Origin of the sequence: Nocardia farcinica (assembly GCF_001182745.1) — a bacterium.
Classification (GTDB): Bacteria; Actinomycetota; Actinomycetes; order Mycobacteriales; family Mycobacteriaceae; genus Nocardia; species Nocardia farcinica.
Genome location: NZ_LN868938.1, coordinates 1,012,954 through 1,036,973 on the forward strand (window position 1 = coordinate 1,012,954; position 24,020 = coordinate 1,036,973).

The 24,020-nt window shown below is 71.4% G+C and carries 26 protein-coding genes and 1 pseudogene; 13 read left to right on the forward strand and 14 right to left on the reverse strand.

The window, feature by feature from the left end:
* Positions 1-42: 42 nt before the first annotated feature.
* On the forward strand, positions 43-1,137 hold the full coding sequence (locus AMO33_RS04950) for a VOC family protein (protein ID WP_060590836.1): 1,095 nt from the start codon (positions 43-45) through the stop codon (positions 1,135-1,137).
* Positions 1,138-1,221: 84 nt separating this feature from the next.
* Here the strand turns inward: AMO33_RS04950 and AMO33_RS04955 are convergent, their stop codons facing one another.
* Positions 1,222-1,734, reverse strand: a complete 513-nt coding sequence (locus AMO33_RS04955) for a MarR family winged helix-turn-helix transcriptional regulator (protein WP_082668581.1) — start codon at positions 1,732-1,734, stop codon at positions 1,222-1,224.
* Positions 1,735-1,820: 86 nt separating this feature from the next.
* Between AMO33_RS04955 and AMO33_RS04960 the strand changes: the two genes are divergently transcribed.
* Positions 1,821-2,186, forward strand: coding sequence for a VOC family protein (locus AMO33_RS04960; protein WP_060593291.1), 366 nt, complete (start codon positions 1,821-1,823; stop codon positions 2,184-2,186).
* Positions 2,187-2,192: 6 nt separating this feature from the next.
* On the opposite strand, the gene AMO33_RS04965 is transcribed toward AMO33_RS04960, so the two are convergent.
* The 5 genes from AMO33_RS04965 to AMO33_RS04985 form a co-directional block, all read right to left on the reverse strand.
* On the reverse strand, positions 2,193-3,458 hold the full coding sequence (locus AMO33_RS04965) for an acyl-CoA dehydrogenase family protein (RefSeq protein WP_060590837.1): 1,266 nt from the start codon (positions 3,456-3,458) through the stop codon (positions 2,193-2,195).
* A gap of 127 nt (positions 3,459-3,585) precedes the next feature.
* Entirely contained in the window at positions 3,586-3,783 is a 198-nt protein-coding gene (locus AMO33_RS04970; protein ID WP_011209576.1) for a tautomerase family protein, read from the reverse strand.
* A 1-nt stretch (position 3,784) separates the two neighbouring features.
* On the reverse strand, positions 3,785-4,573 hold the full coding sequence (locus AMO33_RS04975; protein ID WP_060590839.1) for a 2-keto-4-pentenoate hydratase: 789 nt from the start codon (positions 4,571-4,573) through the stop codon (positions 3,785-3,787).
* On the reverse strand, positions 4,570-5,370 hold the full coding sequence (locus AMO33_RS04980) for a 2-keto-4-pentenoate hydratase (RefSeq protein WP_060590841.1): 801 nt from the start codon (positions 5,368-5,370) through the stop codon (positions 4,570-4,572). Before AMO33_RS04980 ends, AMO33_RS04975 begins: the two co-directional genes overlap by 4 nt.
* 31 nt (positions 5,371-5,401) lie before the next feature.
* Positions 5,402-6,223, reverse strand: a complete 822-nt coding sequence (locus tag AMO33_RS04985; protein ID WP_060590843.1) for an IclR family transcriptional regulator — start codon at positions 6,221-6,223, stop codon at positions 5,402-5,404.
* A 289-nt stretch (positions 6,224-6,512) separates the two neighbouring features.
* Here AMO33_RS04985 and AMO33_RS04990 point away from each other — a divergent pair, with 289 nt between their 5' ends.
* Positions 6,513-7,409 carry a universal stress protein gene (locus AMO33_RS04990; protein WP_041560173.1) on the forward strand — a complete coding sequence of 299 codons (897 nt, stop codon included), beginning with the start codon at positions 6,513-6,515 and terminating at the stop codon, positions 7,407-7,409.
* Between the two features lie 159 nt (positions 7,410-7,568).
* Positions 7,569-9,311: a 2-isopropylmalate synthase gene (locus AMO33_RS04995; protein ID WP_060590845.1), complete on the forward strand. Its 1,743-nt coding sequence runs from the start codon at positions 7,569-7,571 to the stop codon at positions 9,309-9,311.
* A 67-nt stretch (positions 9,312-9,378) separates the two neighbouring features.
* On the opposite strand, the gene AMO33_RS05000 is transcribed toward AMO33_RS04995, so the two are convergent.
* The 5 genes and pseudogenes from AMO33_RS05000 to AMO33_RS32500 form a co-directional block, all read right to left on the reverse strand.
* Positions 9,379-9,912: a helix-turn-helix domain-containing protein gene (locus AMO33_RS05000; RefSeq protein WP_060590847.1), complete on the reverse strand. Its 534-nt coding sequence runs from the start codon at positions 9,910-9,912 to the stop codon at positions 9,379-9,381.
* Positions 9,913-10,013: 101 nt separating this feature from the next.
* The gene (locus tag AMO33_RS05005) at positions 10,014-10,916 is read right to left on the reverse strand and encodes a dihydrodipicolinate synthase family protein (RefSeq protein WP_060590848.1); all 903 of its coding nucleotides are present in this window, start codon (positions 10,914-10,916) and stop codon (positions 10,014-10,016) included.
* Between the two features lie 18 nt (positions 10,917-10,934).
* Entirely contained in the window at positions 10,935-11,720 is a 786-nt protein-coding gene (locus AMO33_RS05010; RefSeq protein ID WP_060590850.1) for an aldolase, read from the reverse strand.
* 128 nt (positions 11,721-11,848) lie between these two features.
* Positions 11,849-12,217, reverse strand: coding sequence for a WS/DGAT domain-containing protein (locus tag AMO33_RS32495; protein ID WP_060590851.1), 369 nt, complete (start codon positions 12,215-12,217; stop codon positions 11,849-11,851).
* A 24-nt stretch (positions 12,218-12,241) separates the two neighbouring features.
* Positions 12,242-13,219 (reverse strand): annotated as a pseudogene (locus tag AMO33_RS32500) (hypothetical protein); the annotation flags it as partial.
* On the opposite strand from AMO33_RS32500, the gene AMO33_RS05025 reads away from it, so the two are divergent.
* Positions 13,130-13,660 (forward strand): flavodoxin family protein, encoded by a 531-nt coding sequence (locus AMO33_RS05025; protein ID WP_060590856.1) that lies wholly within the window; start codon positions 13,130-13,132, stop codon positions 13,658-13,660. The pseudogene AMO33_RS32500 and the gene AMO33_RS05025 overlap by 90 nt on opposite strands.
* 10 nt (positions 13,661-13,670) lie before the next feature.
* Here the strand turns inward: AMO33_RS05025 and AMO33_RS05030 are convergent, their stop codons facing one another.
* A complete protein-coding gene (locus AMO33_RS05030; protein ID WP_060590857.1) occupies positions 13,671-15,368 on the reverse strand; it encodes a SulP family inorganic anion transporter in 1,698 nt (565 codons plus the stop codon).
* A 325-nt stretch (positions 15,369-15,693) separates the two neighbouring features.
* Between AMO33_RS05030 and AMO33_RS05035 the strand changes: the two genes are divergently transcribed.
* From AMO33_RS05035 to AMO33_RS05045, 3 genes are all read left to right on the forward strand, one after another.
* Positions 15,694-16,362: a hypothetical protein gene (locus AMO33_RS05035; RefSeq protein WP_060590859.1), complete on the forward strand. Its 669-nt coding sequence runs from the start codon at positions 15,694-15,696 to the stop codon at positions 16,360-16,362.
* Positions 16,359-17,213: a universal stress protein gene (locus AMO33_RS05040; protein WP_060590861.1), complete on the forward strand. Its 855-nt coding sequence runs from the start codon at positions 16,359-16,361 to the stop codon at positions 17,211-17,213. The genes AMO33_RS05035 and AMO33_RS05040 overlap by 4 nt, the downstream gene beginning before the upstream one ends.
* Positions 17,214-17,430: 217 nt before the next feature.
* On the forward strand, positions 17,431-18,369 hold the full coding sequence (locus AMO33_RS05045; protein WP_060590863.1) for a LysR family transcriptional regulator: 939 nt from the start codon (positions 17,431-17,433) through the stop codon (positions 18,367-18,369).
* 28 nt (positions 18,370-18,397) lie between these two features.
* On the opposite strand, the gene AMO33_RS05050 is transcribed toward AMO33_RS05045, so the two are convergent.
* On the reverse strand, positions 18,398-18,802 hold the full coding sequence (locus AMO33_RS05050) for a DUF6223 family protein (protein WP_060593292.1): 405 nt from the start codon (positions 18,800-18,802) through the stop codon (positions 18,398-18,400).
* 219 nt (positions 18,803-19,021) lie between these two features.
* Here AMO33_RS05050 and AMO33_RS05055 point away from each other — a divergent pair, with 219 nt between their 5' ends.
* The 5 genes from AMO33_RS05055 (at position 19,022) to AMO33_RS05075 (ending at position 22,593) form a co-directional block, all read left to right on the forward strand.
* Entirely contained in the window at positions 19,022-20,128 is a 1,107-nt protein-coding gene (locus tag AMO33_RS05055) for a sensor histidine kinase (RefSeq protein WP_060590864.1), read from the forward strand.
* Entirely contained in the window at positions 20,125-20,781 is a 657-nt protein-coding gene (locus tag AMO33_RS05060) for a response regulator (protein WP_011209567.1), read from the forward strand. Before AMO33_RS05055 ends, AMO33_RS05060 begins: the two co-directional genes overlap by 4 nt.
* 111 nt (positions 20,782-20,892) lie before the next feature.
* Complete coding sequence (locus AMO33_RS05065) at positions 20,893-21,642, forward strand: SDR family oxidoreductase (RefSeq protein WP_060590866.1); 750 nt, start codon at positions 20,893-20,895, stop codon at positions 21,640-21,642.
* Between the two features lie 90 nt (positions 21,643-21,732).
* A complete protein-coding gene (locus AMO33_RS05070) occupies positions 21,733-22,212 on the forward strand; it encodes a TetR/AcrR family transcriptional regulator (RefSeq protein ID WP_060593293.1) in 480 nt (159 codons plus the stop codon).
* A gap of 9 nt (positions 22,213-22,221) precedes the next feature.
* Positions 22,222-22,593, forward strand: a complete 372-nt coding sequence (locus tag AMO33_RS05075; RefSeq protein ID WP_107103083.1) for a hypothetical protein — start codon at positions 22,222-22,224, stop codon at positions 22,591-22,593.
* 186 nt (positions 22,594-22,779) lie between these two features.
* On the opposite strand, the gene AMO33_RS05080 is transcribed toward AMO33_RS05075, so the two are convergent.
* Positions 22,780-23,970 carry a polysaccharide deacetylase family protein gene (locus tag AMO33_RS05080; RefSeq protein WP_060593295.1) on the reverse strand — a complete coding sequence of 397 codons (1,191 nt, stop codon included), beginning with the start codon at positions 23,968-23,970 and terminating at the stop codon, positions 22,780-22,782.
* Positions 23,971-24,020: the final 50 nt, after the last annotated feature.

Genomic DNA, 24,020 nt, shown 5'->3' on the forward strand with positions numbered 1-24,020 from the left:
AACCGGCGCCCCTCGCCGGGCAAGCGGAGACCAGGAGCAACCATGACCGACCCCAGTGCCCGTTTCGACATCGCGCACCTCGCCCGTGCCGAGCTCTACACCCCGACGCCGCAAGAGACGCTGGACTTCTTCACCAAGTTCCTCGGCATGTACGTGACGGGCCGGGAGGGGCAGTCGGTGTACCTGCGCGGGTACGAGGACCCCTACCCGTGGAGCCTGAAGGTGACCGAGGCCGCCGAGGCCGGCATGGGCCATGCCGCGCTGCGCGCCAGCTCACCGGAGGCGCTCGAGCGGCGCGTCGCCTCGCTGAAGCAGGGCAACGTCGAGGGCAGCTGGAGTGAGGACGAGCCCGGCTACGGCAAGACCTTCCGGTTCCAGTCCCCCGACGGCCACAACCTCCAATTGCTCTGGGAGGCCGAGAAATACGTCGCCCCCGCCGAGCTGCGCAGCAAGATCCTCTCGCGCCCGTCCAAGAAGCCGCTCACCGGAATTCCGGTCAAGCGCATCGACCACCTCAACCTGATGTCCTCCGATGTCAGCGCCGTCAAGAACGCCTTCGAACGCCACCTCGGCTTCCGCACCACCGAGCGCGTGGTGGACGGCGAGGTCGAGATCGGCGCGTGGATGAGCTCGAATCTGCTCGGCCACGAGGTGGCCTGCATGCGCGACATGACCGGCGGCCGCGGCAAACTGCACCACCTGGCCTTCTACTACGGCACCGGCCAACACCTCGCCGACGCGGTGGAGATGTTCCGCGACTACGACATCCGCATCGAGGCAGGCCCGGACAAGCACGGCATCACCCAGGGCCAGTTCCTCTACGTCTTCGAGCCCGGCGGCAACCGCATCGAACTGTTCGGCGAGGCAGGCTACCTGCACCTGGACCCCGACGCCCAGACCAAGACCTGGCAGATGTCCGACATCGACACCGGCCTGGCCGTCGGCGGTGCGGCACTGCCGTGGGAGACCTACTTCACCTACGGCACGCCCAGCCCGCTGGCGCTGGACCAGCACATCGAGAAGTTCTCGCACTTCGGACCCGGTGCGTCCGTCGACGATCCGCAGGTGGCGGCCGCCGACCAGGCGATCCCGCACGACATCGACCACTCCCGCGCGGTGTCCGGCGCCCCGGCCTGAGCCTGCCGACACACCTCGAGGTCTCCGGTACCGGCCTCGGTACCGGAGATTTCGTCGTTTCCCGACTCGGGGGTTCTGAGCGGTTCAGGGAGTGGTTTCGTCGGCGAGGCGCTGGAGGTAGCCGGCGAAGCGGCGGCGGTCTTGTTCGTTCCATGTCGCGGTGAGCTGGTCGAAGCAGCGGCGTTGCCAGTCGTGGGATGCGCTCAGCAATTCGGTGCCCGCGTCGGTGAGCTGCACGACGACACGGCGGCGGTCGCGTGCGGAGTCGCCGCGGGCGAGGTACCCGGCGGCGACGGCGTCGCGCACCATGCGGCTGGCGCCGGAGTGGTCGAGCCCGAGCTGCTCGGCCACATCGGTGACGGTCGCTTCCTCGCCCGTGCGTAGCGCGGCGGCGACGGCTTCCACGACCTGGATGTGCTGCACGCGCCGCAGCTCCGCGTCGGTGTCCGCGGCGAGGCGCGTGAGTGCCTGGTTGCTCCAGCGGCGCGACCAGAACCGGACCAGCCGAAACAGGGCGGGGCCACCATCGGTCGCGGCGGCGTCGGCCGGGGCGGTGTCCGCTCGGGCGGTGGTGTTTCGAACGTCGCGTGTACCCACCCTCGACATCGTATGCGATACGCACGTATCGTTGTGTGCGTATCGCATACAAATTGCCCTTCGGGCTCGTACCGCAGGAGGTGGCGATGTCCATCGTTCTCGATCACACGATCATCCCCGCGACCGACAAGGTGGCCGCGGCAACGTTTTTCGCCGAGTTGATGGGCTTGGCGGTATCCGCCCCGAGCGGGCCGTTCGTGCCCGTGCGCGTCAACGACGAGCTGACGTTCGACTTCGACGACCGCGGCCGGGTCGAGCCCGGCCATTACGCGTTTCGCGTCGACGACGACACCTTCGATGCCGTGCTGGCGAGGCTGGCGACATGGCCCGCCGTGGAGTACGGCTCCGGCCCGGAACACGGGTGGGACCGCCGGATCAACCACCTGGCCGGCGGCCGCGGTGTCTACGTGCACGCCCCCGACGGCCACAGCTACGAGCTGCTCACCGCCTGAGCGGCGCTAGCCGGTGTGCTCGCGTCCGAAGATCTGCCGGGCCAGCACCCACTTCTGGATCTCGTTGGCGCCCTCGTAGATCTCGCCGATCTTGCTGTCCCGGTAGATGGCCTCCACCGGTCCTGGGGTGTCGTCGGCGCCGAGTGAGCGCACGAAGCCCATGCCGCCGAAGGCCTGGACGGCGTCGCGGGCGATGTGCGCGGCCAGCTCGGTGCCGCGCAGTTTGGCCATCGCGGCCTCGGGTTCGGGGAAGCGCTCGCCCGCGTCCAGCCGGAGCGCCGCTTTCAGGTACAGGCTGCGAGCGGCCTCCAGGTCGGCGGCGTAGTCGGCCATGCGGAACTGCCAGTGCTGCGTGGACGCCAGCGACCCGCCGAAGGCGTGGCGCGACTTCAGGTGGGCGACCGTGCGATCGAAGGCGGCCTGCGCCATGCCGACACCCGCGGCGCCGATGCCGATGCGGCCGTAGGTGAGTGTCTGGAGGGCGATGCGCAGGCCGCCGCCGACTCGGCCGAGCACCGCGTCGGGTCCGAGGCGTACACCGTCGAGGAGCACGTCGGCGGTGATCTGCCCACGATTGCCGAGCTTGCGGTCGGGCGTACCGATGGTGACGCCCGGCGTGGAGGTCGGCACGATGAAGGTGGTGAGGGCCTCGCCGGTGCGGGCGAGTACCACCACCACGCCGGCGACCACGGAGTTGGTGATCCAGCGTTTGCGGCCGTGCAGGATCCAGCCGTCCCCGTGCGGTTCCGCGACGGTCCGGACCGCGGCGGGGGAGAGGTCGCTGGACGCGCCGGGCTCGCTGGTGGCGAAGGAGCCGACGATCTCGCCGGTCACGATCGGCCGCAGCCAGCGCCGCCGCTGCTGGTCGGTGCCCTGGTCCAGCGCCGTCCCGGCCAGGATGCAGTGCACGTCGTAGATGGCGGCGACGCTGTTGGAGTGGTAGGCGAGTTCCTCCACCGCGACGGCGGTCGCGGTCGCGCGATGTGCCAGGTTCTCGCCGCCCACGTCGGCGGGGAAGGGGATGCGGAACAGGCCCTCGGCGCCCATCGCTTCGAAGGCGTCGCGGGGGAAACCGTCGAGCCGTTCGTCACCGTCGGCGATGCGGGCGGCGACGGGGGCGACGGCGGCGTCGGCGAAGCCGCGCACCCGCGTCCGCACCGCGCGGACCTCCGGCGGCGACAGCAGGTCGTGGTAGAGGCGATCGGCCAGCCGTTCCGGGGCGGGCGCGGGGTCGGCCACCACGGTGAGGGCGCGAGTGTCGGGCGAGGTCATCGGATTCTCCTGGATCGGGGATCGGTCCCTCCGGGTGTATCCCGGTCGCGTCGGCGGGTGCGCCACCGATCACGATGCCCGACGCGAATCCCGGCTCGCCGATCCGGGATTCGGCATATGCGGACGGTCAGGTGCGCCCCTGCCGCTCGGCGAGGGTCACGTCACCGGCGGCGAAATGGGTGGGCGGGGTCTCGCGCAGGATCACCCGGATGGTCGGCAGCGGGGCGTCCAGGGCGCGCTGGGCGGCGGCGGTGAGTTCGTGGATCAGCTGCCGCAGTTGCCGGGGGTCGCGCCCGGCGGCGATGGTGACCTCGATGATCGGCATCTCAGCCGCCCGCCACGGTGACCGAACCCAGATGGGTGAAGTGCGCGGCGATCCGGGCACCGGGTGCGACCGGCACCGCGTCGGTCATCCCGCCGGTGAGCACCACCCAGCCGGGCTCGATGGCCAGCCCGCGCTCGGCGAGGGTGTTGGCCGCGAACGCCAGCGCCTCGGCGGGGTGCCCGTGCACGGCGGCGCCGGTCGCGGAGTCGACGACCTCACCGTCGACTTCCAGCAGGCATGCTTCCAGCGCGAGATCGAGGTCCTCGGGTCGCCGCGCGATCGGGCCGGTGACGTAGCGGCCGGAGGAGTTGTTGTCGGCGACCGCGTCCATCATCGAGAACCGGTAGCCGGAGAACCGGCTGTCGATGATCTCGACCGCCCCGAGGACGTGGTCCACCGCGGCCAGCGCGGTCGCCGCCGACACTCCCGGACCGGCGAGCCTGCGGCCCATCACGAACGCGATCTCCGGTTCGGCACGCGCCTGGATCAGCCGCGCGCGCGGCACGGGCGCGCCGATCGGCAGGATCATCGCATCGGTCAGCCAGGCCGTCGACGGCGCGTCCACCCCGACCTGCCGCTGCTTGGCCTTCGACGTGACACCGAGTTTCACCCCGGTCAGCCGCTCGCCGCGGGCCAGCCGCATCCGTAAGGCGATGTCCTGGGCGGTGTAGGCGGTCGCCAGGTCCAGCCCGTCCCAGTCCGCCGCGATCGAGGTCTGCGCGGTGGCGGCCTCCTCGGCCCGCAGCAGCACGTCGGCCACCCGGGCCGCACTCCACGCCTGATCGGTCACTGTTCGTCCTTTCCGCCGAGCACGGCGGTGACGCTGCCGAGCCCGCTGATCGTCGCCACCACGGCGTCCCCCGGCGCCACCGGGTAGGCGCGGGTCATCGATCCCGGCAGTACCACGTGCCCGGGCTCGAGCGTCACCCCGAGCGGGCCGACCGTGTTGGCCAGCCACACCAGGGCGTTGAGCGGTGTGCCCAGCACGGCGCCGCCCGCGCCGGTGGCGGTGAGCTCGCCGTTGATGTGCAGGGTGCAGCCGAGCAGCCGCAGATCCAGCTCCGCGAGTGGCACCGGCCGGCTGCCCAGGATCACCCCGCCGGAGGAGGCGTTGTCGGCGATGGTGTCGAAGATGCCGATGCGCCAGTCCTTGATCCGGGAGTCGACGATCTCGAGCGCGGGCAGCACGAAATCGACCGCCCGCGCCGCCTCGGCCGCGGTCACCCCGGGGCCGGTCAGCGGGCGGCCCAGCACGAAGGCCACTTCGGGTTCGATGCGGGGTTGCAGGAACCGCCGGGCCGGGATCGGCTGGTGCTCGAGATGGAACATGCTCGCGGTGAGGTGACCGAAATCGGGTTGGTCCACGCCCATCTGACGCTGGATCGCCCGCGAGGCCAGGCCCACCTTGTGGCCCCTGACCACGTCACCGGCCAGCGTCCACTGTTCGACCTGCCGCTGTTGGATGCGGTAGGCCAGCTCGATCGACGCGTCCGGATGCTCCGGTGTCAACGGGTCGATCGGCTGGCCCGTGCGGTACACCTCGAGCAGCCGGTCGGCCGCCTTCCGCGCGGTGGTTTCGGATTCCATCGGCACCTCTGTTCTCGCTCGGGACGTGGGGTCAGCCGGCCCGCCGGACCGGCGCGAACCCGGCGGCCGGGTCGTCGCGCAGGGCCAGCGGGCCGCGGTCGTGGGCGTCGGCGATGGCGCGGGTGATCTCGTGGGCGGCGCCGACGACACCGCGCTCGAGCTGGGCCCGCCGTTGCGCGAAGCGGGTGGCGGGCACGCTCATGCTCACCGCCGCCACCACCGAGCCGAGATCGTCGCGCACCGGCGCGGCGACGCAGTGCACTTCGCTCACCGTCTCGCCCAGGTCGACGGCCAGCCCGGCCGTGCGCACCCCGGCGAGGGTGTCGGTGAGTGCCTGCGGATGGGTCACGGTCGCCGGAGTCAGCCGCCGCAGCGGGCGCATCGCGAGATAGCGGCGCAGTTCGATCTCGTCGAGCTGGGCGAGCAGCACCTTGCCGACGGCCGTCGAATGCGCGTCGAGCCGGGTGCCCACGCGCGCGCCCTGCACGGTGATGTTGTGGTTGCCGAGGATCTTGTCCACGTAGAGCACGTTCCAGCGGTCCATCACCGCCAGATGCGTTGTCTCGCCGTGTTGTTCGACGAGGCGCTCGAGGACCGGCGCCGCGCACGAGCGGACGTCGACGGTGCTGCGCAGGGTCTCACCCAACTCCACCACCCGCCACCCCAGCCGGTACCGGCCGCGCGTGCGGCACTGCAACAGGCCGGTGTCGACCAGGCTCGACAGCAGTGCGTGCGCGCTCGACCGCGGCACCTCGATGGCGGCGGCGACCTCCGAGACTCCCCATTCCGGCTGCTGCGCCGTGAACAGGTCGAGCACCGGTCCGATCTTCTGCACCGTCTGCAGCGTCGCCACGTCGGGTCCGTCCTTTCCGCGATCACCACCGGGCCGTGGCGTCCGCCTGCGGCCCTTGTGATCGGGAACACTAGGAGTTCCCGCGCGGGCGGGACATGGCTGACAACGCACGGAACCATGACTGTCCGCGCATCGGCGGCGGCCCGGAGTGCAGGCGGTTAGTTTTCGGCCCGGTTGCCGTGGGCCGGTGGTCCTCGGACTCGCGGGCCGTTCGTCCCTGGTAGGACGGACCGATCGGGGGCATGCTCAGGGGGACGGAGGCGGTTGCCGAATGGGAAAGGAAGCCGAGATGAGTGCAGACAGTGTTCCCGGGGAGCGGCCCGGCGCGCCGATCGTGGTCGCCGTCGACGGATCGCCGAGCTCGCATCAGGCCGCGGAGTGGGGCGCGGTGGCCGCGAGCTTGCACGATGTGCCGTTGCACCTGATCGCCTCGGTGGCCGTGATCGGCGGGTTCGCGCCCGCCATGAGCGTGCCGCAGGCCGAGCTGACCTGGATGCGCGACGACGGTGAGCGCATCGTCGCCGAGGCGGCGCAGGTGGCGCGGGAGGCGGTGCGGGAATCGGCGGTGCCGATCACCACCGAGGTGACGATGGATCTCATCATCCCGACCCTGCTGGACCGGTCGAAGTCGGCGCGGACCGTGGTGGTGGGCAGCCGCGGGCTGGGCGCGTTCCAGCGCGGGCTGCTCGGCTCGGTGAGCACGGCGGTGGTGCGGCACGCGCACTGTCCGGTGACGGTCATCCACGAGCGCTCGGCCACCGATTCGGTCTCGCTCGGCAAGCCGGTGCTGGTGGGTGTCGACGGCAGCGAATGCAGTGTCGCCGCGGTGCAGTACGCCTTCGCCGAGGCGGCGCGCCGCAAGGTGGATCTGGTCGCGCTGCATTCCTGGAGCGACGCGAGCACCATCGCGCTGCCCGCGAACTGGGACGACGTCGCCGAGGAGGAGCGCGCCGTGCTGGCCGAGCGGCTGGCCGGGTTCGCCGAGCAGTACCCCGACGTGCAGGTCCGCCGGATCGTGGTGCCCGACCGCCCGGTGCGCGCACTGCTCGACGCCTCCGCCGATGCCCAGCTGGTGGTGGTCGGCAGCCGGGGCCGGGGTGGTTTCACCGGGATGCTGCTCGGCTCGACGAGCAATGCGCTGTTGCATGTGGTGGAGTGCCCGATCACCGTGATCCGCCATCGCTGACTTGTCTACTTGTCTGCGGAGTTGCTACAGTTCGCCGTGATGACGAACTACGCGCTTCTCCTGCTTCACCGCCACGGCGGGGTCTGATCGACCGGCCCCCCGCCGTGGCTGTGGGGTGTGCGCCGGTCGAACCGCCGACCGTCAGGAAGCAGGAGAAGCATGTCCGCCACCGCGTTTCCCACCCTCTCCACGCCCGCCGGGGAGATCCCCGCGACCGCGCCCGCCTGGAATCGCCAGCGACGCTCGCAGATGCCATCGCACCGCTACCGCGATGTCCACTCCCGTGTCGAGGTACCGCTGACCGACCGGCAGTGGCCCACCCGCCGGTTGACCGAGGCGCCGCTGTGGGTGCCGGTCGATCTGCGCGACGGCAACCAGGCACTCGCCGAGCCGATGGACCCCGCCCGCAAGCGGCGATTCTTCGAACTGCTCGTCGCGATGGGCTACAAGGAAATCGAGGTCGGCTACCCGTCGGCCTCGCAGACCGACTTCGACTTCGTCCGCCTCCTCGCCGACACCGACCTCGCCCCGGACGACGTCACCGTCGTCGTCTTCACCCCGGCCCGGCGCGACCTGATCGAGCGCACGGTCGAGTCCATCCGCGGCATCACCAATCCGGTGGTGGTGCACATGTACACCGCGACCGCACCCACCTGGCGCGAGGTCGTGCTCGGCCACGACCGCGCCGCACTGCGCGCGCTGATCCTCGACGGCGGCCGCGAGGTGCTGCGCTGCGCGGGCGACCTGCCCACTGTGCGTTTCGAGTTCTCGCCGGAGGTCTTCAATCTCACCGAACCGGATTTCGTGCTGGAGATCTGCGACGCGATGACCGAGCTGTGGCAGGCCACCCCGCAGCGTCCGGTGATCCTGAACCTGCCCGCCACCGTCGAGGTCGCCACCCCCAACGTCTACGCCGACCAGATCGAATACATGCACCGCAACCTCGCCCGCCGCGACAGCGTCATCCTCTCGGTGCACCCGCACAACGACCGCGGCACCGGCATCGCGTGCGCGGAACTCGCGGTGCTCGCCGGCGCACAACGGGTGGAGGGCTGCGTGTTCGGCAACGGCGAGCGCACCGGCAACGTCGACATCGCCACCCTGGCGCTGAACCTGCACGCCCAGGGCGTCGACCCGATGATCGACTTCTCTGACATCGACGAGATCCGCCGCACCGTCGAATACTGCAACCGCATCGAAATCCACGCCAGGCACCCCTATGTCGGCGACCTGGTGCACACCGCGTTCAGCGGCACCCACCAGGACGCCATCAAGAAGGGACTGGCCGAGCATCGGGCGCGAGCGGCCGCCCGCGGTGTTCCCGAACGCGAGATCGACTGGCGGGTACCGTATCTGCCGATCGACCCGGCCGACATCGGGCGCAGCTACGACGCGGTGATCCGGGTCAACTCCCAGTCCGGCAAGGGCGGGATCGCCTACCTGCTGGAGTCGGAATACGGCACGGTGCTGCCGCGGCGGTTGCAGATCGATTTCGCCCGCCACGTCCAGCAGCACACCGACGACACCGGGCGGGAGGTGACGGCGGCGGAACTGTGGTCGCTGTTCAGCGCGGTGTACCTGCGCGAGGGGGAAGCGGATGCGCCGGAGGACCATCCGGGCAATCGGCTCGGCATCGACGGGGTGGTCGCCTCCGGGGCGAGCGCGGCGGAGCTGGGCGCGGCACTGCGGCGGCACGGCGTCGAGCTCGAGGTACTCGCCGTGCACCACACCACCGTGACGGGCGAGCCGCTGGCGTTGGTCGAATATCGCGACGGCGCGGGCGTGCGATGGTCGGCGGGCCGCGGCCGCACGGCGGGCGAGGCGGTGGGGAACGCCGTGGCGGCCGCGGTGGGCCCGGCCACCGCACCGGCGCGCGCCGTCGCCGAGGTCCGGCCGGGCTGAGGCGCTGCCGCGCTCCGCGGGCCGGGACGGGCCCCGGCCGAGGGCGCGGTACCGGCCGCGGCGATCCTCACTGCCCGCGGCCGCCCGGCTCGTGATGCGCCACGACGAGGACGCTGGTTTCGGCCGCGCCGCGGCGCCGGATCCGGTGTGGCACCGCGGCGTCGAAGTAAGCGCTGTCACCGGCGGCGAGAACCGTCACCTGCTCGCCGTGGTGCAGCTCGGCCTCCCCGGTCAGGACGTAGACGAACTCCTGGCCGGGGTGTTCGGCGTGCACGTAGTCCTCGGTGTCGTCGTGCGGGCGCAGCACGAACGGCGTCATGGACTTGCCGAGCATGGCCGTGGCGAGCGTACGGTAGCCGGGGCCGCCGGTGTCGTCGGCGGCGCGGTCGATCACCAGGGAGCGGGATGCGCCGTCGGTGGCGAACAGCTGCCCCACATCGACCCCGAGTGCCTTTGCGATCTTCAGCGCGACCGCGATCGAGGGGTTGCTCTGCTCCCGCTCGATCTTGGACAGGTAGCTCTTGGTGAGCCCGGTCTGCGCCGCGACCTCCTCCAGGGTCAGTCCGCGCTGCCTGCGCACCGCCCGTACCAGCGAAGACACCGTCCCTCCTGTCTGCGGCGTCCGGACACTTGGTAGCACTATACGACACCGCACGCGCGGCGCCGTGGCGCGAGGGGAACGCCACGGCGCCGCGCTCGACCTCAGTGCGCGATGCCGGTCGCGCCGAGGCCGGCGAGCATGTCGCGCAACCGGTTCCGGTCCGCCTCCACGAGCGGAAGCAGCGGCGGTCGGGGGTCGCCGGTGGCCTCGCCCAACAGGTCGAGGCCGGCCTTGACGGTGGTGGGCAGGCCACCCGCCACGATGAATCGCAGCAGAGGTCCGAGATCGCGGTAGTGCGCGGCCGCGGCCTCGTGGTCGCCTTCGCGCACCGCCGCATACAGGTCGAGGCAGCTGCGTGGCGCCAGACAGGCGGCCGCGGTGCACCACCCGGTGGCACCGTTGACCAAGGCGTCCAGCACGAGTGGGTTGCTGCCGTTGTAGTAGGGCAGTTCGCCCTCGCTCAGCTCGCGGATCGCGAGCATGCGGCCGAGATCGCCGGTCGATTCCTTGACCATGGTGAGGTTGTCGATGTCGCGGAACATCGACACCAGCAGTTCCGGGCTCATGTCGATGCCGCTGGTGGCGGGATTGTTGTAGGCCATCAGCGGCAGGCCGATCGCGTCGGCGACGCTGCGGTAGTGCTGCACGACTTCGCGGTCGGACAGTTTCCAATAGGACACCGGCACTACCATCACCGCATCGGCCCCCGCGCGTTCGGCGTACTGTGCGCGGCGGATCGTGGTGGCGGTGGTGAGGTCGGAGGCGCCGACGACGACGGGGACGCGCCCCCCGACGGCGGCCACGGTCGTGTCGACGACCAGGTCGTACTCCCGCTCGGTGAGATAGGCCGCTTCGCCGGTGCTGCCCAGCGGTGCGATCGCGTGGACGCCCGCGGCGACCAGTCGCTCGACGAGCGCGGTCAGCGCGGCGGTGTCGACGGTGGTGGTGTCGCCGGGAGCGAACGGGGTCACCGGGTAGGCGATGATGCCGTGGATGGTGGACATGGGTGCTCCTGTTCGGGGTCAGCCGCTGATCGCGTCGGGGTGCCGGACCAGCGCGCGGCGCGCGTAGTAGGCGAAGTTGGCTTGGCTGCGCCGGGGCGTGAGAGTCCAGTCGTGGGCTTCGCGGGCGAGCCGGTCGGGCAGCGGCGCGATCGTCCCGGCGGCCATCGCGGCCAGTTGCAGCGCGGCCGCCCGTTCGATCAGCACGGCCAGTGAGCACGCCTCCTCGATACTGGCCCCGGCGACCACGTGGCCGTGGTGGGCGAGCAGCACGGCCTTCTTGTCGCCGAGCGCGGCGGTGATGATCTCGCCCTCCTCGTTGCCGACCGGAACGCCGGGCCAGTCGGGTAGGAACGCGCAGTCGTCGTAGAGCGGGGCGATGTCCATCTGCGAGACCACGAGGGGGACCTCGAGCATGGACAACGCCGCCACGTGGAACGGGTGGGTGTGCACGATGCACCGGACATCGGGCCGGGCACGGTAGATCCAGCTGTGGAAACGGTTGGCCGGGTTGGCCATCCCGCTGCCCTCCAGTACCTGGAGATCCTCGTCGACCAGCAGCAAATTCGCGTCGGTGATCTCGTCGAATCCGAGACCGAGCCGCTGGGTGTAGTAGGTGCCCGGCTGCTCGGCACGCGCGGTGATCTGCCCGGCGAGGCCGGAATCGTGCCCCGCGTCGTAGAGCGCGCGGCAGGTCAGCGCCAGCTTCTGCCGGGTCGTCCATTCCGACGCGCCGAACTGCGTCGCCATGTCCTGTTTCGCCCGTTCCATGAGCACGGTCTTGGAGTCGTTCATCGTCTCGGCCATGGAAACTCCTTCCTTCTGTGAGACACAGAGAGAACGATAGGACACAAAGTGTCATATCGTCAATGGGGAAGGTGCCGAGTGGTGTGTGCAGCGCCGAAGCGCGGCCTGGCCCGCCGCACGGGTGCGGGTCACCGTCCAGCGCGGTCGAGCAGGGTGGTGACGGCGGCCGGGATCGTGCGCGCGATGGAATCGGTGTCGGGAGTGCCGTCGTAGTCTCCGGTGATGCCGAAGCACAGCGTGCCCCGGTAGCTGAGCATGGCGATGCCCAGCCGCAAGCGCATCGCGATGGGAGCGAACGGTGCGAGGTCGTGCACGTCACTGCCGAACAGGCGCTCCAATCGCCCCCGTGCGTTCGCCGATCGGGTGGAGACGGGGGTGAGTACCCGGATCGTGTCCGGCCGTGGTCGTTCGCCCCGCGCGAGCAGCATCGCCCGCAACGCCGCGGTCACCGCGACCAGCGCGATGTCGTTGACCGTTCCGCCGAATTCCGCGCGCACGCGGTGGATGTCGTGGAGCCGGACACGGGCGACCGCGTAGCGGCGCTGCCGTCCGATCGGGCCGTTAACCGGACCAGGAATGCGCCCGATACCGCCGCCATCGCCGCCGCCATCACCAGCCCGCCACCCCCGCCGATCAGCGCGATCAGCGCGACCGGCTGCCCGGGTTGCCACAGCGGCGTGGTGAAGGCGGTGAAGGCCGCAAGGCCCGCCAGCCACGCCGCTGCCGTCGCCGCGATCCAGCGGGCCGCCCGGTCCACCAGATCGCGCAGCACGAACCACTGTGCGGTGCCGATGGACAGCAGGATCACCACGCCGCCGAGCACCATCGTCGTCGCGGTGAGTGTCGGCGCCCAGCCCCGCAATCCGTCGGTCAGTACCAGGAGTGCGCCCACCGACCAGGCGACGAGTGCCCCGACGACGGTGGCCGCGATCCAGTTCCGGCCGCGTAACGCGGGGAGCACCGGGCGCAACGCCCTGGCCTGGAACCAGCCAAGCACCGCACCCTCGACCGCGCCCGCCGAGAGCAATGCGACCGCTGCCACGGCGCCGGCGCGATCGGCCACCAGCGCTCCCACCACCGCGGGGACCCCGAAACCCAACAACTCGCCGAGGGTGACCAGGCCGAACCATCGGCGCCACAGCCACTGTCGGGAGCCGGTGGTCGCGACGGCCGGATGGGGAGGGACGGCGGCCCCGGCGGCGACGGTGCGGGGGTGGGAGCTCATGGTTTCGATGATCCTCCGCGGCCGCCGGATATGGCAGGCCCGAAAGCCACCGCGCGCATGGTCCGGTCGCTCCGACCCGTGGGCCGATGTCGGGACATGCGACTCGCCGGACCGGGCCCTGTGGCCCTGCCGGGACCGGCCCGCGCGGCGGACCGTGGAGACAACGACAACGAGGGAGAATCCGATGCGCGCACGAATCGTCCACGAATCGATGTTCGGTAACACCGCCGCGGTGGCCGAGGCGATCGCCCGCGGTCTGGCCGGACATGTCCATGTCGAACTGCTGAACGTGGCCGCCGTCGCCGACCTGCCCGATTCGCCGGTCGACCTGCTGGTGGTCGGCGGGCCCACGCACGCCTTCGGGCTCAGCCGCGCCCGCACCCGCCTGGACGCCGCCGGTCAGACCGATCGGCCGGTCGAGACCGAGATCGGCATCCGGGAATGGCTGGCCGACACCTCCCCGGTCCCGCCGGACACCGCGGCCGCCGCGTTCGGGACCAAGGTGGGCAAGCCGCCGTGGCTGCCCGGATCTGCGGCGCGCGGGATCGGCAAGCGACTTCGGGCGTTGGGGTTCCAGCTGATCGACGAGCCGAAGGATTTCTACGTCGACGGTACGCCGGGGCCGCTGGCGGCGGGCGAACTCGACCGCGCGGCCGCCTGGGGTGCGCACCTCGGCGCGACGGTGACCGCGCGGGCGGCGGCCCAGCACTCCTGACGGTGCCGGCTCAGGGCGAATCCCGCTGCGCCGCATGGTATGCCGCGATCGCGGTGGGCAACGTCGGATACAGGTACTGCGCACCGATGCGGGTGGTCAACCCGGCGGCGTCGAGGGCCACCCGCAGGTCCTGTTTCACGCGCGCCATCCCGAAACGCACGCCCTCGGCCGCCAGGTCGGCACGCAATTGTTCGACGGCGTCCAGTGCGGTGAGATCGACCTCGACATTCGCCTCGGCGTTGAGCACGAACCAGCGCACGGGCACGCCGTCGCGGGCGGCCTGCTGGTCGCGCGCGGCCAGCGCGCGTCGACGGAAGTCCTCGGCATTGGCGAAGCACAACGGCGCGTCATAGCGATAGATCAGCAGCCCGGGGACGGGTTCGGCGCGCGGGTAATCGTCGATGTCGTGCATGCCCGCCAGTCCTGGGACCACGCCGAGGATGGCGTCGTGGGCGCGCGCGACCCGGCGCAACAGGTCCAGGATCGACAGGGCGATCGCGATGAGCACGCCGTAGAGCACGCCGAGGGCGAGCACCGCGACGAGAGTGGCCAGCGCCAGCACGAGTTCACTGCGCCGGAATCGGCCGATCCGGCGTAGTTCGGCCACGTCGATCAGGCGCAGCGCGGCATAGATGACCAGGGCCGCCAGCGCGGCCGTGGGGAACGCCGCGAGCACCTCCCGCGCGCCGATCAGTACCGCCGCCACCGCGGCCAAGGTAACCAGTGAATACAGCTGGGTCCTGGCGTGCATGGCATCGGCGATGGTGGTGCGGCTGCCGCTGCAGCTGACCGGGAACCCGTGCAGCGCACCCGAGGCCAGATTGGTCGCGCCGAGCGCGGCGAGTTCGGCATTGGCGGCTACGTGGTGGCCGTGGCGGGCGGCGAACGCGCGGGCGGTGAGGGCGTTGTCGGAGAATCCGACCACCGCGATCCCCACGGCGGGCAGGACCAGAGCGGTCAGGTCGGCCGGTCCCACGCCGGCGAAACCGGGCGTGGGAATGCCCGCGGGAACCGCACCCACGGTGTCGATGCCGTACCGCCGCAGCGAGCAGACCGCCACCACGGCGGTGGCGGCGAGCACCGCGAGCAAGGGCCCCGGCAGCTGGGGGCGCAGCCGAGCCAGCACGAGCAGACCGGTGAGAACGGCGCAGGCCAGCAGGGCCGTCGGCCAGTGCCAGTCGTGCAGATGCTCGGTGAACGAGCGTACCTGGGCGGGAATCGTCTCGCCGTCGACCGGTACGCCGGTCGCGCCGCCCAGCTGACCGACGATCATGATCCCCGCGGTGCCCGCGAGGTAGCCGACGAGCACCGGCTTGGACAGCAGGTCCGCGAGCACGCCGAGCCTGGCCGCGGCGGCGACCAGACAGAACAGCCCGACCAGGACCGCGAGCACCGCGGCGAGAGCCGCATACCGCCGTGGGTCACCGGCGGCCAGGGGCGCCAGCGCCACGGCCGTCATCAGCGCGGTGGTGGACTCCGGCCCGACCGACAGCTGCCGTGACGTCCCGAACAGCACATACACCGCCAGCGGGCCGAGCGCCGCCCACAGTCCCGCCACCGGCGGCAGTCCTGCCACCGTGGCGTAGGCCATCACCTGGGGCACCAGATAGGCAGCGACGGTGATCCCGGCCAGGACGTCCGCCCGCAACCACGCCCGCTGGTATCCGTGGAACTGGCGCAGGCCCGGGAGGATTCCGTCGAGGTTCATGCGCGCAGTGTCCGTGACCGTATCCGCACTCGGCCGCCGCGCAGCGACACCGGATAGCGGGGTTCGGATTCGATGGCCATGGGACAGCTCCTCATCGGTTCGGCGGCCGATCGCTCCGGCGTGGGCCGCCGTCGAGACGATCGTGACAGAACTCAGCATGATCGGGCCGGATGACGCCGCGGAGAGTCCTTGGTCCCGACGCCGCGAGCACGAGTGCCCTGCCCCCGGACGAGCGGGCTCGACCACACTGGAAGACAACCGCGGCTACCCACGCTCGACGAGCATCCCCTCGCCGCGGTGCACGTCTACTCCGAGGAGTTCTGCCATGTCGCTGACGACACCGCTGGCGGTGACCGCGGCACTGGCCGCGGGATACTGGTTCGGGCTACGCGAACGCTGCGTCCGCTGGGGCGCCACCGCCACCGAAGCCGCTGCGCCGATGCCGGGCGACGAACTGCTCGCCGCCCCCGACCTGATGACCACCCGGGCGGTGACGATCGCCGCCGAGCCTGCCGCGATCTGGCCGTGGCTGGTCCAGTTCGGACCCGGCCGTGGCGGCGCCTACACCTATGACTGGATCGAGAACCTGTTCGGGCTGAACATGCACAGCGCCGACCACATCCTGCCGCAGTTCCAGCACGTGAGCGTCGGCGACTCCTTCGCGCTCGGGCCCGGTGGGCCGCGCATGGCCGTGCGGATCGTCGAGCCCGAGCGGGCGCTGGTGTTCGCGGCCGCGGACGGCACCTGGGTATGGTCGTTCGCCCTGCGTCCGGTCGCCGGTGGCACCCGGCTGATCAGCCGCAATCGCATCAAGGCGGCGAGCCGCGTGCCCGGCACGACGGTCGCCTACGCCCTCGTCATGGAACCGGCCAGCTTGGTGATGGAACGAAAGATGTTGCTGGGCTTCAAGGAACGCGGTGAACGCACCCAGGCTCGCCTGCGGGAGCTCGACGCCATCGACGCGCTGCCACAGCCGGCCGCGGCGGGCCGATGAGCGCGGACACCGCCGCCCCCGTCGTCGTGGGCGTCGACGAGTCCGTCGAGTCGACCGCCGCGGTGCGCTGGGCAGCCGCCGAAGCCGTCCGCCGCGACGCTCCACTGCATCTGGTCTATGCGATGGGCGCGGCGATCGACCTGGGCCCACGGCTGGGCGTGGTGGCCTTCCACGACCAGAGCCATCGCGACGCGGGCGCTGCGGCTGTGGCGGCGGCCGCCGAGGCCGCCGCGCGTGCAGTTTATCCGCAGCCCGTGGACATCGCCGGGTTCGTGGACGGACCGGCACCCGTGCCCGCATTGGTGCGCCGCTCGCGCGAGGCGCAACTGCTGGTGGTCGGCACGCGCGGGATGGTCGCCTTCGAACGGGTTCTGCTCGGGTCGGTCAGCACGGCACTGGCCGGGCGCGCGCGCTGCCCGCTGGCGGTCGTCCCCGCTGCCGAGGTTCCCGGATCGCCGGGTCTGCCGGTGCTCGTGGGGGTGGACGGTTCCGGCAGCGCCGCCCACGCCCTCGATGTCGCGTTCGCCGAGGCGTCGGCGCGCGCGACCGCCCTGGTCGCGGTGCTGGTGCGGCAGAGTCCGCAACGGCAGGCGAGGCCCGGACCGCCGGAGTCCGCCGACGCTCTGCTGGCCCGCAACCTCGTCGGTTACTCCGAGAAGTATCCGGATGTGCCGGTGACCCGGCTCGTCCGTGACGGCGACCCGGCACCGGTGCTGATACGGGAGTCCGCGGATGCGCAACTGATGGTGTTGGGCAGTCGTGGACGCCGCGGTCTCGCGGCCGCGACGCTGGGCTCGGTCGGTCGGGCGGTGCTGCACGATGCCCGAATCCCGGTGATGATCGTCGCCTGAGCGGTCGTGCGGCACATCGCCTGTGCGGCGTCGATCGCTCGGGTCCGAGGGCGGAAGTGCGGGGTGGCGTGGCGTGGGTGGGCTGTTCGCGGCACGCCCACCCACGCCGGGCATCGACGTTACCGGCCCGGTTGCGCCGGAGGGAAACAGATAACTGTGAGCAAACTACAAACCGTGGTTGTCGATAGCGGCGGAGGGCACGGGTTAGCATCCGCTCATGTTCAATCCCCCGGTGTCGCTCCTGGACGATCCCGTCGACCTGCGGCGGTTGCAGCAGTTCGTGTGCGTGGCGGAAGCGGGCGGGTTCAGCCGGGCGGCGCAGGTGCTGCATCTGAGTCAGCAGGCGCTGTCGAGTTCCATCGCCAAGCTCGAAAACCAGTTGGGGGTGGCGTTGTTCGATCGGGTGGGCCGGCAGGTGCGGCTCACCGCGGCGGGGGAGGAGTTGCTGTCCGGCGCGCAGGCGCTGCTGGCCGCGGGGCAGGTGCTGGCCCGGCGGGTGCGTGATGTGGCGGCGGCGCAGCGCCGCGCCTACGTGGTGGCGCACACCCCGGCGATCACCTCCGAGGAGGTCCACGCCTTGCTGGCGCCGGTCCGGCACGCCATGCCCGAGCAGTCGGTAACCGCCCGGCAAATCTATCCGTCGGAGTTGGAGCCCGCGGTGCTCGACGGGCGCGTCGACCTCGCGCTGCGCCGTGGAACGGCGGTGCCGAACGCCCTGGCGGCGGCCGTGATCGCCTACCATCCGGTGCGGATCGCGGTCGCCGCCGGGCATCGGCTCGCCGACCGCACCTCGGTCGCGGTCACCGAGTTGCGCGGCGAGCGGATCGTGGTGTGGGCGCCGCCCGGTGCGTCGTTCTACACCGATTTCATCCTGAGCACTTGCCGCCGTGCCGGTTTCGAGCCCGCCCTGGTCGTCGACCGGGTGCAGGGCACCGCGCCCGTCACCGCCGTGCTCGACTACCCCGACGCGGTCGCCTTCGTCACCGCGCCGCGCGGCCCGGCGCTCGGTGGCAGCGTCGTGGTCGTCGACGTCGAGGACCCGCCGCTCACCCCGGTCCAGGCGCTGTGGCTGCCGCACACCCGCTCGGCGGTGCGCGATCTGCTCACCACCGGCACCAATCCGCAGACCCATCCGGCCGCGCCGGTCGGCGGGTGAGGGTGCGCCGGCTCCGCGTCCGCGTGGGCTACTCCGCGCGGCGGGCCCGCACCAGCGCCGCCGCGCCGAGGGCCGCTGCGACGGCGCCGACCAGGACCGCGACATAGGCGCCGCCGAGACCGTTACCGGACCCGACCGCGCCCCGGGCCGTGGCGACGACGACACCGCCGATCGCGAGACCGGCCAGTCCCGCGGCCAGCGCGGCGATCGCGGTGCGTCCGGCCCCGAACCGGTGCGGGCGGGTCAGCGCCAGGATGCCGGCGAGCACGCCCGCCAGTCCGATGAGGGCGGCGCTGCTCGCCGCGATCCGGCCGGTGCTCAGATCGGTGACCGCCGCCAGCGGGGCGGCCGCGCGCTCGGCGAGAACCCGCGAGTCGACGGCCGATCGGACGAGGGTCGACTGCGCTGCGGTGAGCAGGTGGGGGAGATCCATGGCGCGCTCCTTCACGGACGAGTGACGTGTCGCTTCGATCATGTCGGCACGGCACAGCCGGAACATCCGGTGTTCGTGGACAATTCGAGGTCGGCCCGATGACGTACGCCGGGTGCGGGCATACCGCGGACTCCGGGCACGCACTACCGCGTCGGCGGTAGTGCGAAGATCCGCCGCGCGTGGGATCCGATCGCGCCGCCGCCGGGCTAGGGTGCACGCATGAGGCGTGCCTGGATCGCGGACTGGGCGGTCGCGGCCGGTGTGGCCGCGGTACTGCTCGTCGCCGGCGCGACCGCCGCCCCCGTCGCCGGCGTGCTCGACCCGCTGGGCTACGCGCTGCTGGCCGCGAGCGGACTGGTGCTGGGCGCCCGCCGCACCGCCCCGATCCCCGTGCTGATCGCGACCGGCCTGTGCGCGCTCGGGTACCAGGCCGCCGGTTTCGACGTGCCCGCGGTCGCCTTCCTGGTCGCGGTCTACGCCGCCGTGCGGGCCGGGCACCGCGTCGTCACGGTGATCGCGTCGGTGGCTCTGCTGGCGGCGCTACCGCTGGCCGCGCTCACCACCCTGCACGACACCGGCGCGGCGTTCGCGCAGGCGCGGGGTGCGCTGGAGATCGCGTGGCTGATCGCGGCAGGCGCAGCGGGGGAGGCGTTGCGCCAGGCCGAACGCCGCGCCGAGGAAGCCGAGCGCACCCGCGAGGAACTCGCGCGCCGCCGTGCCGACGAGGAGCGCCTGCACATCGCCCGCGAACTGCACGATTCGCTGACCCATCAGATCTCGGTCATCAAGGTCCAGTCCGAGGCGGCTGTCCACGTCGCGCGGAAACGGGGTGAGGAGGTGCCCGCGGCGCTGTTGGCCATCCGCGACGCGGGCCGCGAAGCCGCCAGGGAACTGCGGGCCACCCTGGAAGCGTTGCGCGACGACGGCGAACGCCCCCCGCACGGTCTCGCCGACGTGCCCGAGCTGATCGAGCGGGCCCAGGGGAGCGGCCTGGACGTGACACTGACCGTCCGCGGCGAGGTGGGCAGCGTGCCCGCCGCCGTCGAACGCACGGTCTACCGCGTCGTCCAGGAAGCGCTGACCAACATCGCCCGGCACGCCGCGGCCCGCTCCGCCGCGGTGTCGATCGAGCACCGCCCCGGTTGTCTGGTGGTGCGGGTGGAGGACGACGGCTGCGCCACCCCCGCCGCCGCGCCCGTACCGGGGGTGGGCCTGCTCGGCATGCGGGAACGGGTCACCGCGCTCGGTGGGCGGCTCCGGGCGGCGCCGCGCGACCGGGGTGGCTTCTGTGTCCATGCCGAACTGCCCGTGGTGGGTGCCCGGTGATCCGCGTCCTGCTCGTCGATGACCAGCCGTTGATCCGCAGCGGTTTTCGAGCGCTGCTCGATCTTGAGGACGACATCGAGGTGGTCGCCGAGGCGGGTGACGGCGCCGAGGGGATCGCGCTCGCGGCCCGCCATCTGCCCGACATCGCCCTGATCGACATCCGCATGCCGGTGCTCGACGGCATCGAGACCACCCGCCGCATCGCCGCGGACCCGGCGCTCGCGGGCGTGCACGTGGTGGTCCTGACCAACTACGGCATGGACGAGTACGTCTTCCACGCCCTGCGCGCGGGCGCGGCCGGGTTCCTGGTGAAGGACATCCGGCCGGAGGACTTCCTGCACGCGGTGCGGGTGGCCGCCCGCGGCGACGCCCTGCTGGCCCCCTCGATCACCCGGCGCCTGATCGATCGCTTCGTCACCGAGCCGCTCGCTGCCGACGTCGAAACGGCCGGACTGACCACGCGGGAGCGCGAGGCCGTCGTGCTCGCGGCGCGCGGGCTGTCCAACGACGAGATCGCCGAGCGCATGGTGATCAGCCCGCTCACCGCCAAGACCCACATCAACCGCGCCATGACGAAGTTGCACGCCCGCGACCGCGCCCAGCTCGTGATCCGCGCGTACGAATCCGGCCTGGTGGCCCCGCGTCGCCGCTGAACCCACGGATCGACAACAGATGGTTGTTGTTCCGGGAGAATTTTCTGTTTCACAGTTGTGGATATGGCTCCTAGCGTCGGAAGTGTCCGACCGAGATGAAGGAGCTGACACATGACCGAGCTGACGGGCAAATCCGCGATCGTGGCGGCCGGGGCGAAGAACCTCGGCGGCTTGATCAGTACCCGGCTGGCCGAGCGCGGGGCGAACGTGCTCGTCCACTACCACAGCGCCGCGGGCGAGGCCGATGCCGAGAAGACCATCGCCGCGGTGGAGGCGGCGGGGGCCCGCGCGGTGCCGTTCCGCGCCGACCTCACCGAACCCGCGAACGTGACCCGGCTGTTCGACGCGGCGATCGAAGCGTTCGGCACCGTCGACATCGCCGTGAACACCGTCGGCAAAGTGCTGCGCAAGCCGATCGTCGACACCACCGAGGCCGAATACGACGAGATGTTCGCCGTCAACGCCAAGGCGGCCTACTTCTTCCTCGCCGAGGCGGGCAGGCGGCTGGCCGACAACGGCCGGATCGTCACCGTGGTCACCTCGCTGCTGGCGGCCTTCACCGACGGCTACTCCACCTACGCCGGATCCAAGAGCCCCGTCGAGCACTTCACCCGCGCCGCCGCCAAGGAGTTCGCCGCGCGCGGCATCGCGGTGAACAATGTCGCGCCCGGGCCGATGGACACACCGTTCTTCTACCCGCAGGAGCCGCCGGAACGGGTGGAGTTCCACAAGTCCCAGGCGATGGGCGGGCGCCTGACGCATATCGAGGACATCGCCCCGCTGGTGGAGTTCCTGGTCACCGACGGTGGCTGGATCACCGGCCAGACCCTTTTCGCCAACGGCGGGTACACCACCCGCTGACGCCGCACCGCTCTCGATCGGGGTGCCGCGGCGCGCAGTTGAGGAACGATCGTTCTTGACTGATCGTTCCTCAACTGGCATGCTGTGGTCATGGGAAGGCCGCGGGGATTCGACGAGGACGAGGTGATCGCCGCGGCGGCGAGATTGTTCGCCGAGCGCGCCTACGACGGCGTCTCGGTGGACGACCTGGTGAACCATCTCGGCGTGCACCGCAACAGCCTGTACAAGGTGTTCGGCAGCAAGCGTGGGCTGTATCTGGCCGCGCTGCGGTGGTACGTCGAGCACCGGCTGCGCCCGGCGGTGGCTCGGCTTCGCGCCGAGCCGGGCCTGCTCGAATCCAGCTCGGCCACGGCCGAGCTGGACTTCCTGTTGCTCGCGGCGGTCGAGCGCGCGCCGGTGGATCCGGAGGTCGCTCGTGAGATCGCCGCCGCCCTGGACGCGCTCGATGCGGCCGTGACCGACGGTGCCGCACGCGACGGTGACGCCGCCGCGCTGTCGGCGACCGTCCTCGGTCTGCGTCTGCGAGCCAGGGCGAGCGGCAGCCTTCCACCCCACCCGTCCGAACCCTGATCGAGAGGAATGGCGTTGGCCAAGGTAGAGATTCACGAGGGAACGCTGGTCGTCGAGGTGGAGGGGCTGAGCAAGCTCTGGGCGCTCAAGAGCCGCCTGGAGATTCCGCTGGCCAACGTCCGCGGCGTGACGGTCGACCCCGGTGTGGCGAAGGAGTCCAAGGGCATCCGCGCGCCCGGCACCTACCTGCCGGGTGTCATCACCGCGGGCACCTTCTACACCGAGGGCGAGCGGGTGTTCTGGGACGTCCGCGACGCAAGCCGCGCCGTGGTCATCGAACTGCGCGACGAACGCTACGCCCGCCTGATCATCCAGGTCGACGACCCGCGCGCCACCGTCGAACTCGTCGACAAGGCGATCGCGGCCGCGGGCGGGCAGTAGGGACCGGCCCGGCGCGGCCGCGCGACGTCCGCGCCAGGAATTCGGTGACGGCGGTCCATCCGACGGACCGCTCGTCGGCCGGGGCGTGCCCGCTGTCGAGCACGACCGGCTCCGCGCCGGCGATCCCCTCGACCAGCTCCCGCACCACCGCACAGCGGCGCGCGTCGGGGTGGGCGAGGCGAAGGATCAGTCGTGCGGGCTCACCGCGACCGGCGGCATCGCCTGCCAGTGCGCCAGCACGGCCGGGTCCTGCAACTCCATCCAGGCGATCACGTCGGAGTAGGTGGCGCAGACGGTTTCCGGGCGGGTGCAGGCTTCGGCCATGAAATCGGCGGTGGCGGGATTGAAGGCGTTGCCGTTCCAGTCGTTGAAATGGTTGGCGATGACCAGCGGCGCCCGGTTGCCGTGGTAGGCCCGCTCGTACATGTAGTCGTAGGTCTGCTTGACCATGCGACGCACCTGCGGTGCGGTCGCGGGCTGATCCTGGGCCTTGTTGAAGGTGTACCAGAAGTTGTAGTCGAGGGCGGTCTGGCGGCGTTCGAAGGGCGGGGCGAACACGAACGGGATGGGGAATTCCCAGATTCCGTCGACGCGGCCGGGCCAGTAGAGGCCGGGACGGTCGGCGGGCATGGAGGAATCCCAGGTCATGCCGTGCTGCTTCCACGCCGGAATCAGCTGGGACAGCGCGCCTTCCAGGCACTGGGTGCGACCGCCGCGCACCTCCTGCGGGCCGAACAGCAGATCGGGGCCGTCGAAGAGCTGGTTGTTGGCGCGCCAGCCGGTCATCAGCGCGAAGAACTGGTCGAGTTCGTGGTTCCAGTCGGCGGTGTTCCACTGGTCGCCGTGATAGCCGCCGCCCCGGCAGAAGTGGCCGACGTAGTGGGTGCCCATCTCGTGCCCGGCCAGCCAGGTGCGGTTGAGGTAGTCGATCTGGGCGTAGACGTCCTCGGGATGACCGCCGAAGGCGATGGCCGCCTCGCCGGGGCGGTGGCCGGGGCCGCGGTAGTGGTGGCGGTTGTCGTCGGTGAGGAAGTACAGGCCGGTCATCAGGGCGGTGAAGCGCGCGTCCACCCGCTCGGCGACCTCGAGGAACATGTCCCAATTGGGTGAGAGTCCGACGCCGTCGAAGGAGAACAGGATGAACTGCGGCGGCTTCTGGCCCGGCGCCAGCTTGGTCATGGCGACGTTCGACGCCTTTCGTTGCGGCGGCGCGGGCGGCGGTGCCGGCGCGGTGGTCGTGCCGGTCGTAGCGGCCGGGCGATCGGCGGCGGGTTCGGCGACGCCGATGGTGCAGCCACCGGCGGCGACCATCGTGACGACGGCCGCGGCCGCCACGAGCAGTCGCCTGGTGCGCCCCCGACGTGCCCGCGCGCTCACCGGCGGTCCCGGCGGCCGCGAACACTGTGCGCACCAGACGAACTGACCCG

What these genes read in the sequence shown, in the direction of transcription:
- AMO33_RS04995 (WP_060590845.1), top strand. Translation starts at nt 7,569, where the DNA reads ATGTCCGCCACCGCGTTTCCCACCCTCTCCACGCCCGCCGGGGAGATC.
- AMO33_RS05070 (WP_060593293.1), top strand. Translation starts at nt 21,733, where the DNA reads ATGGGAAGGCCGCGGGGATTCGACGAGGACGAGGTGATCGCCGCGGCG.
- AMO33_RS04970 (WP_011209576.1), bottom strand. Translation starts at nt 3,783, where the DNA reads ATGCCGATCATCGAGGTCACCATCGCCGCCGGGCGCGACCCCCGGCAA.
- AMO33_RS05040 (WP_060590861.1), top strand. Translation starts at nt 16,359, where the DNA reads ATGAGCGCGGACACCGCCGCCCCCGTCGTCGTGGGCGTCGACGAGTCC.
- AMO33_RS04960 (WP_060593291.1), top strand. Translation starts at nt 1,821, where the DNA reads ATGTCCATCGTTCTCGATCACACGATCATCCCCGCGACCGACAAGGTG.
- AMO33_RS05010 (WP_060590850.1), bottom strand. Translation starts at nt 11,720, where the DNA reads ATGGCCGAGACGATGAACGACTCCAAGACCGTGCTCATGGAACGGGCG.
- AMO33_RS05050 (WP_060593292.1), bottom strand. Translation starts at nt 18,802, where the DNA reads ATGGATCTCCCCCACCTGCTCACCGCAGCGCAGTCGACCCTCGTCCGA.
- AMO33_RS05025 (WP_060590856.1), top strand. Translation starts at nt 13,130, where the DNA reads ATGCGCGCACGAATCGTCCACGAATCGATGTTCGGTAACACCGCCGCG.
- AMO33_RS05030 (WP_060590857.1), bottom strand. Translation starts at nt 15,368, where the DNA reads ATGAACCTCGACGGAATCCTCCCGGGCCTGCGCCAGTTCCACGGATAC.
- AMO33_RS05005 (WP_060590848.1), bottom strand. Translation starts at nt 10,916, where the DNA reads ATGTCCACCATCCACGGCATCATCGCCTACCCGGTGACCCCGTTCGCT.
- AMO33_RS05065 (WP_060590866.1), top strand. Translation starts at nt 20,893, where the DNA reads ATGACCGAGCTGACGGGCAAATCCGCGATCGTGGCGGCCGGGGCGAAG.
- AMO33_RS05035 (WP_060590859.1), top strand. Translation starts at nt 15,694, where the DNA reads ATGTCGCTGACGACACCGCTGGCGGTGACCGCGGCACTGGCCGCGGGA.
- AMO33_RS04990 (WP_041560173.1), top strand. Translation starts at nt 6,513, where the DNA reads ATGAGTGCAGACAGTGTTCCCGGGGAGCGGCCCGGCGCGCCGATCGTG.
- AMO33_RS04965 (WP_060590837.1), bottom strand. Translation starts at nt 3,458, where the DNA reads ATGACCTCGCCCGACACTCGCGCCCTCACCGTGGTGGCCGACCCCGCG.
- AMO33_RS04950 (WP_060590836.1), top strand. Translation starts at nt 43, where the DNA reads ATGACCGACCCCAGTGCCCGTTTCGACATCGCGCACCTCGCCCGTGCC.
- AMO33_RS04980 (WP_060590841.1), bottom strand. Translation starts at nt 5,370, where the DNA reads ATGGAATCCGAAACCACCGCGCGGAAGGCGGCCGACCGGCTGCTCGAG.
- AMO33_RS05045 (WP_060590863.1), top strand. Translation starts at nt 17,431, where the DNA reads ATGTTCAATCCCCCGGTGTCGCTCCTGGACGATCCCGTCGACCTGCGG.
- AMO33_RS05055 (WP_060590864.1), top strand. Translation starts at nt 19,022, where the DNA reads ATGAGGCGTGCCTGGATCGCGGACTGGGCGGTCGCGGCCGGTGTGGCC.
- AMO33_RS05075 (WP_107103083.1), top strand. Translation starts at nt 22,222, where the DNA reads ATGGCGTTGGCCAAGGTAGAGATTCACGAGGGAACGCTGGTCGTCGAG.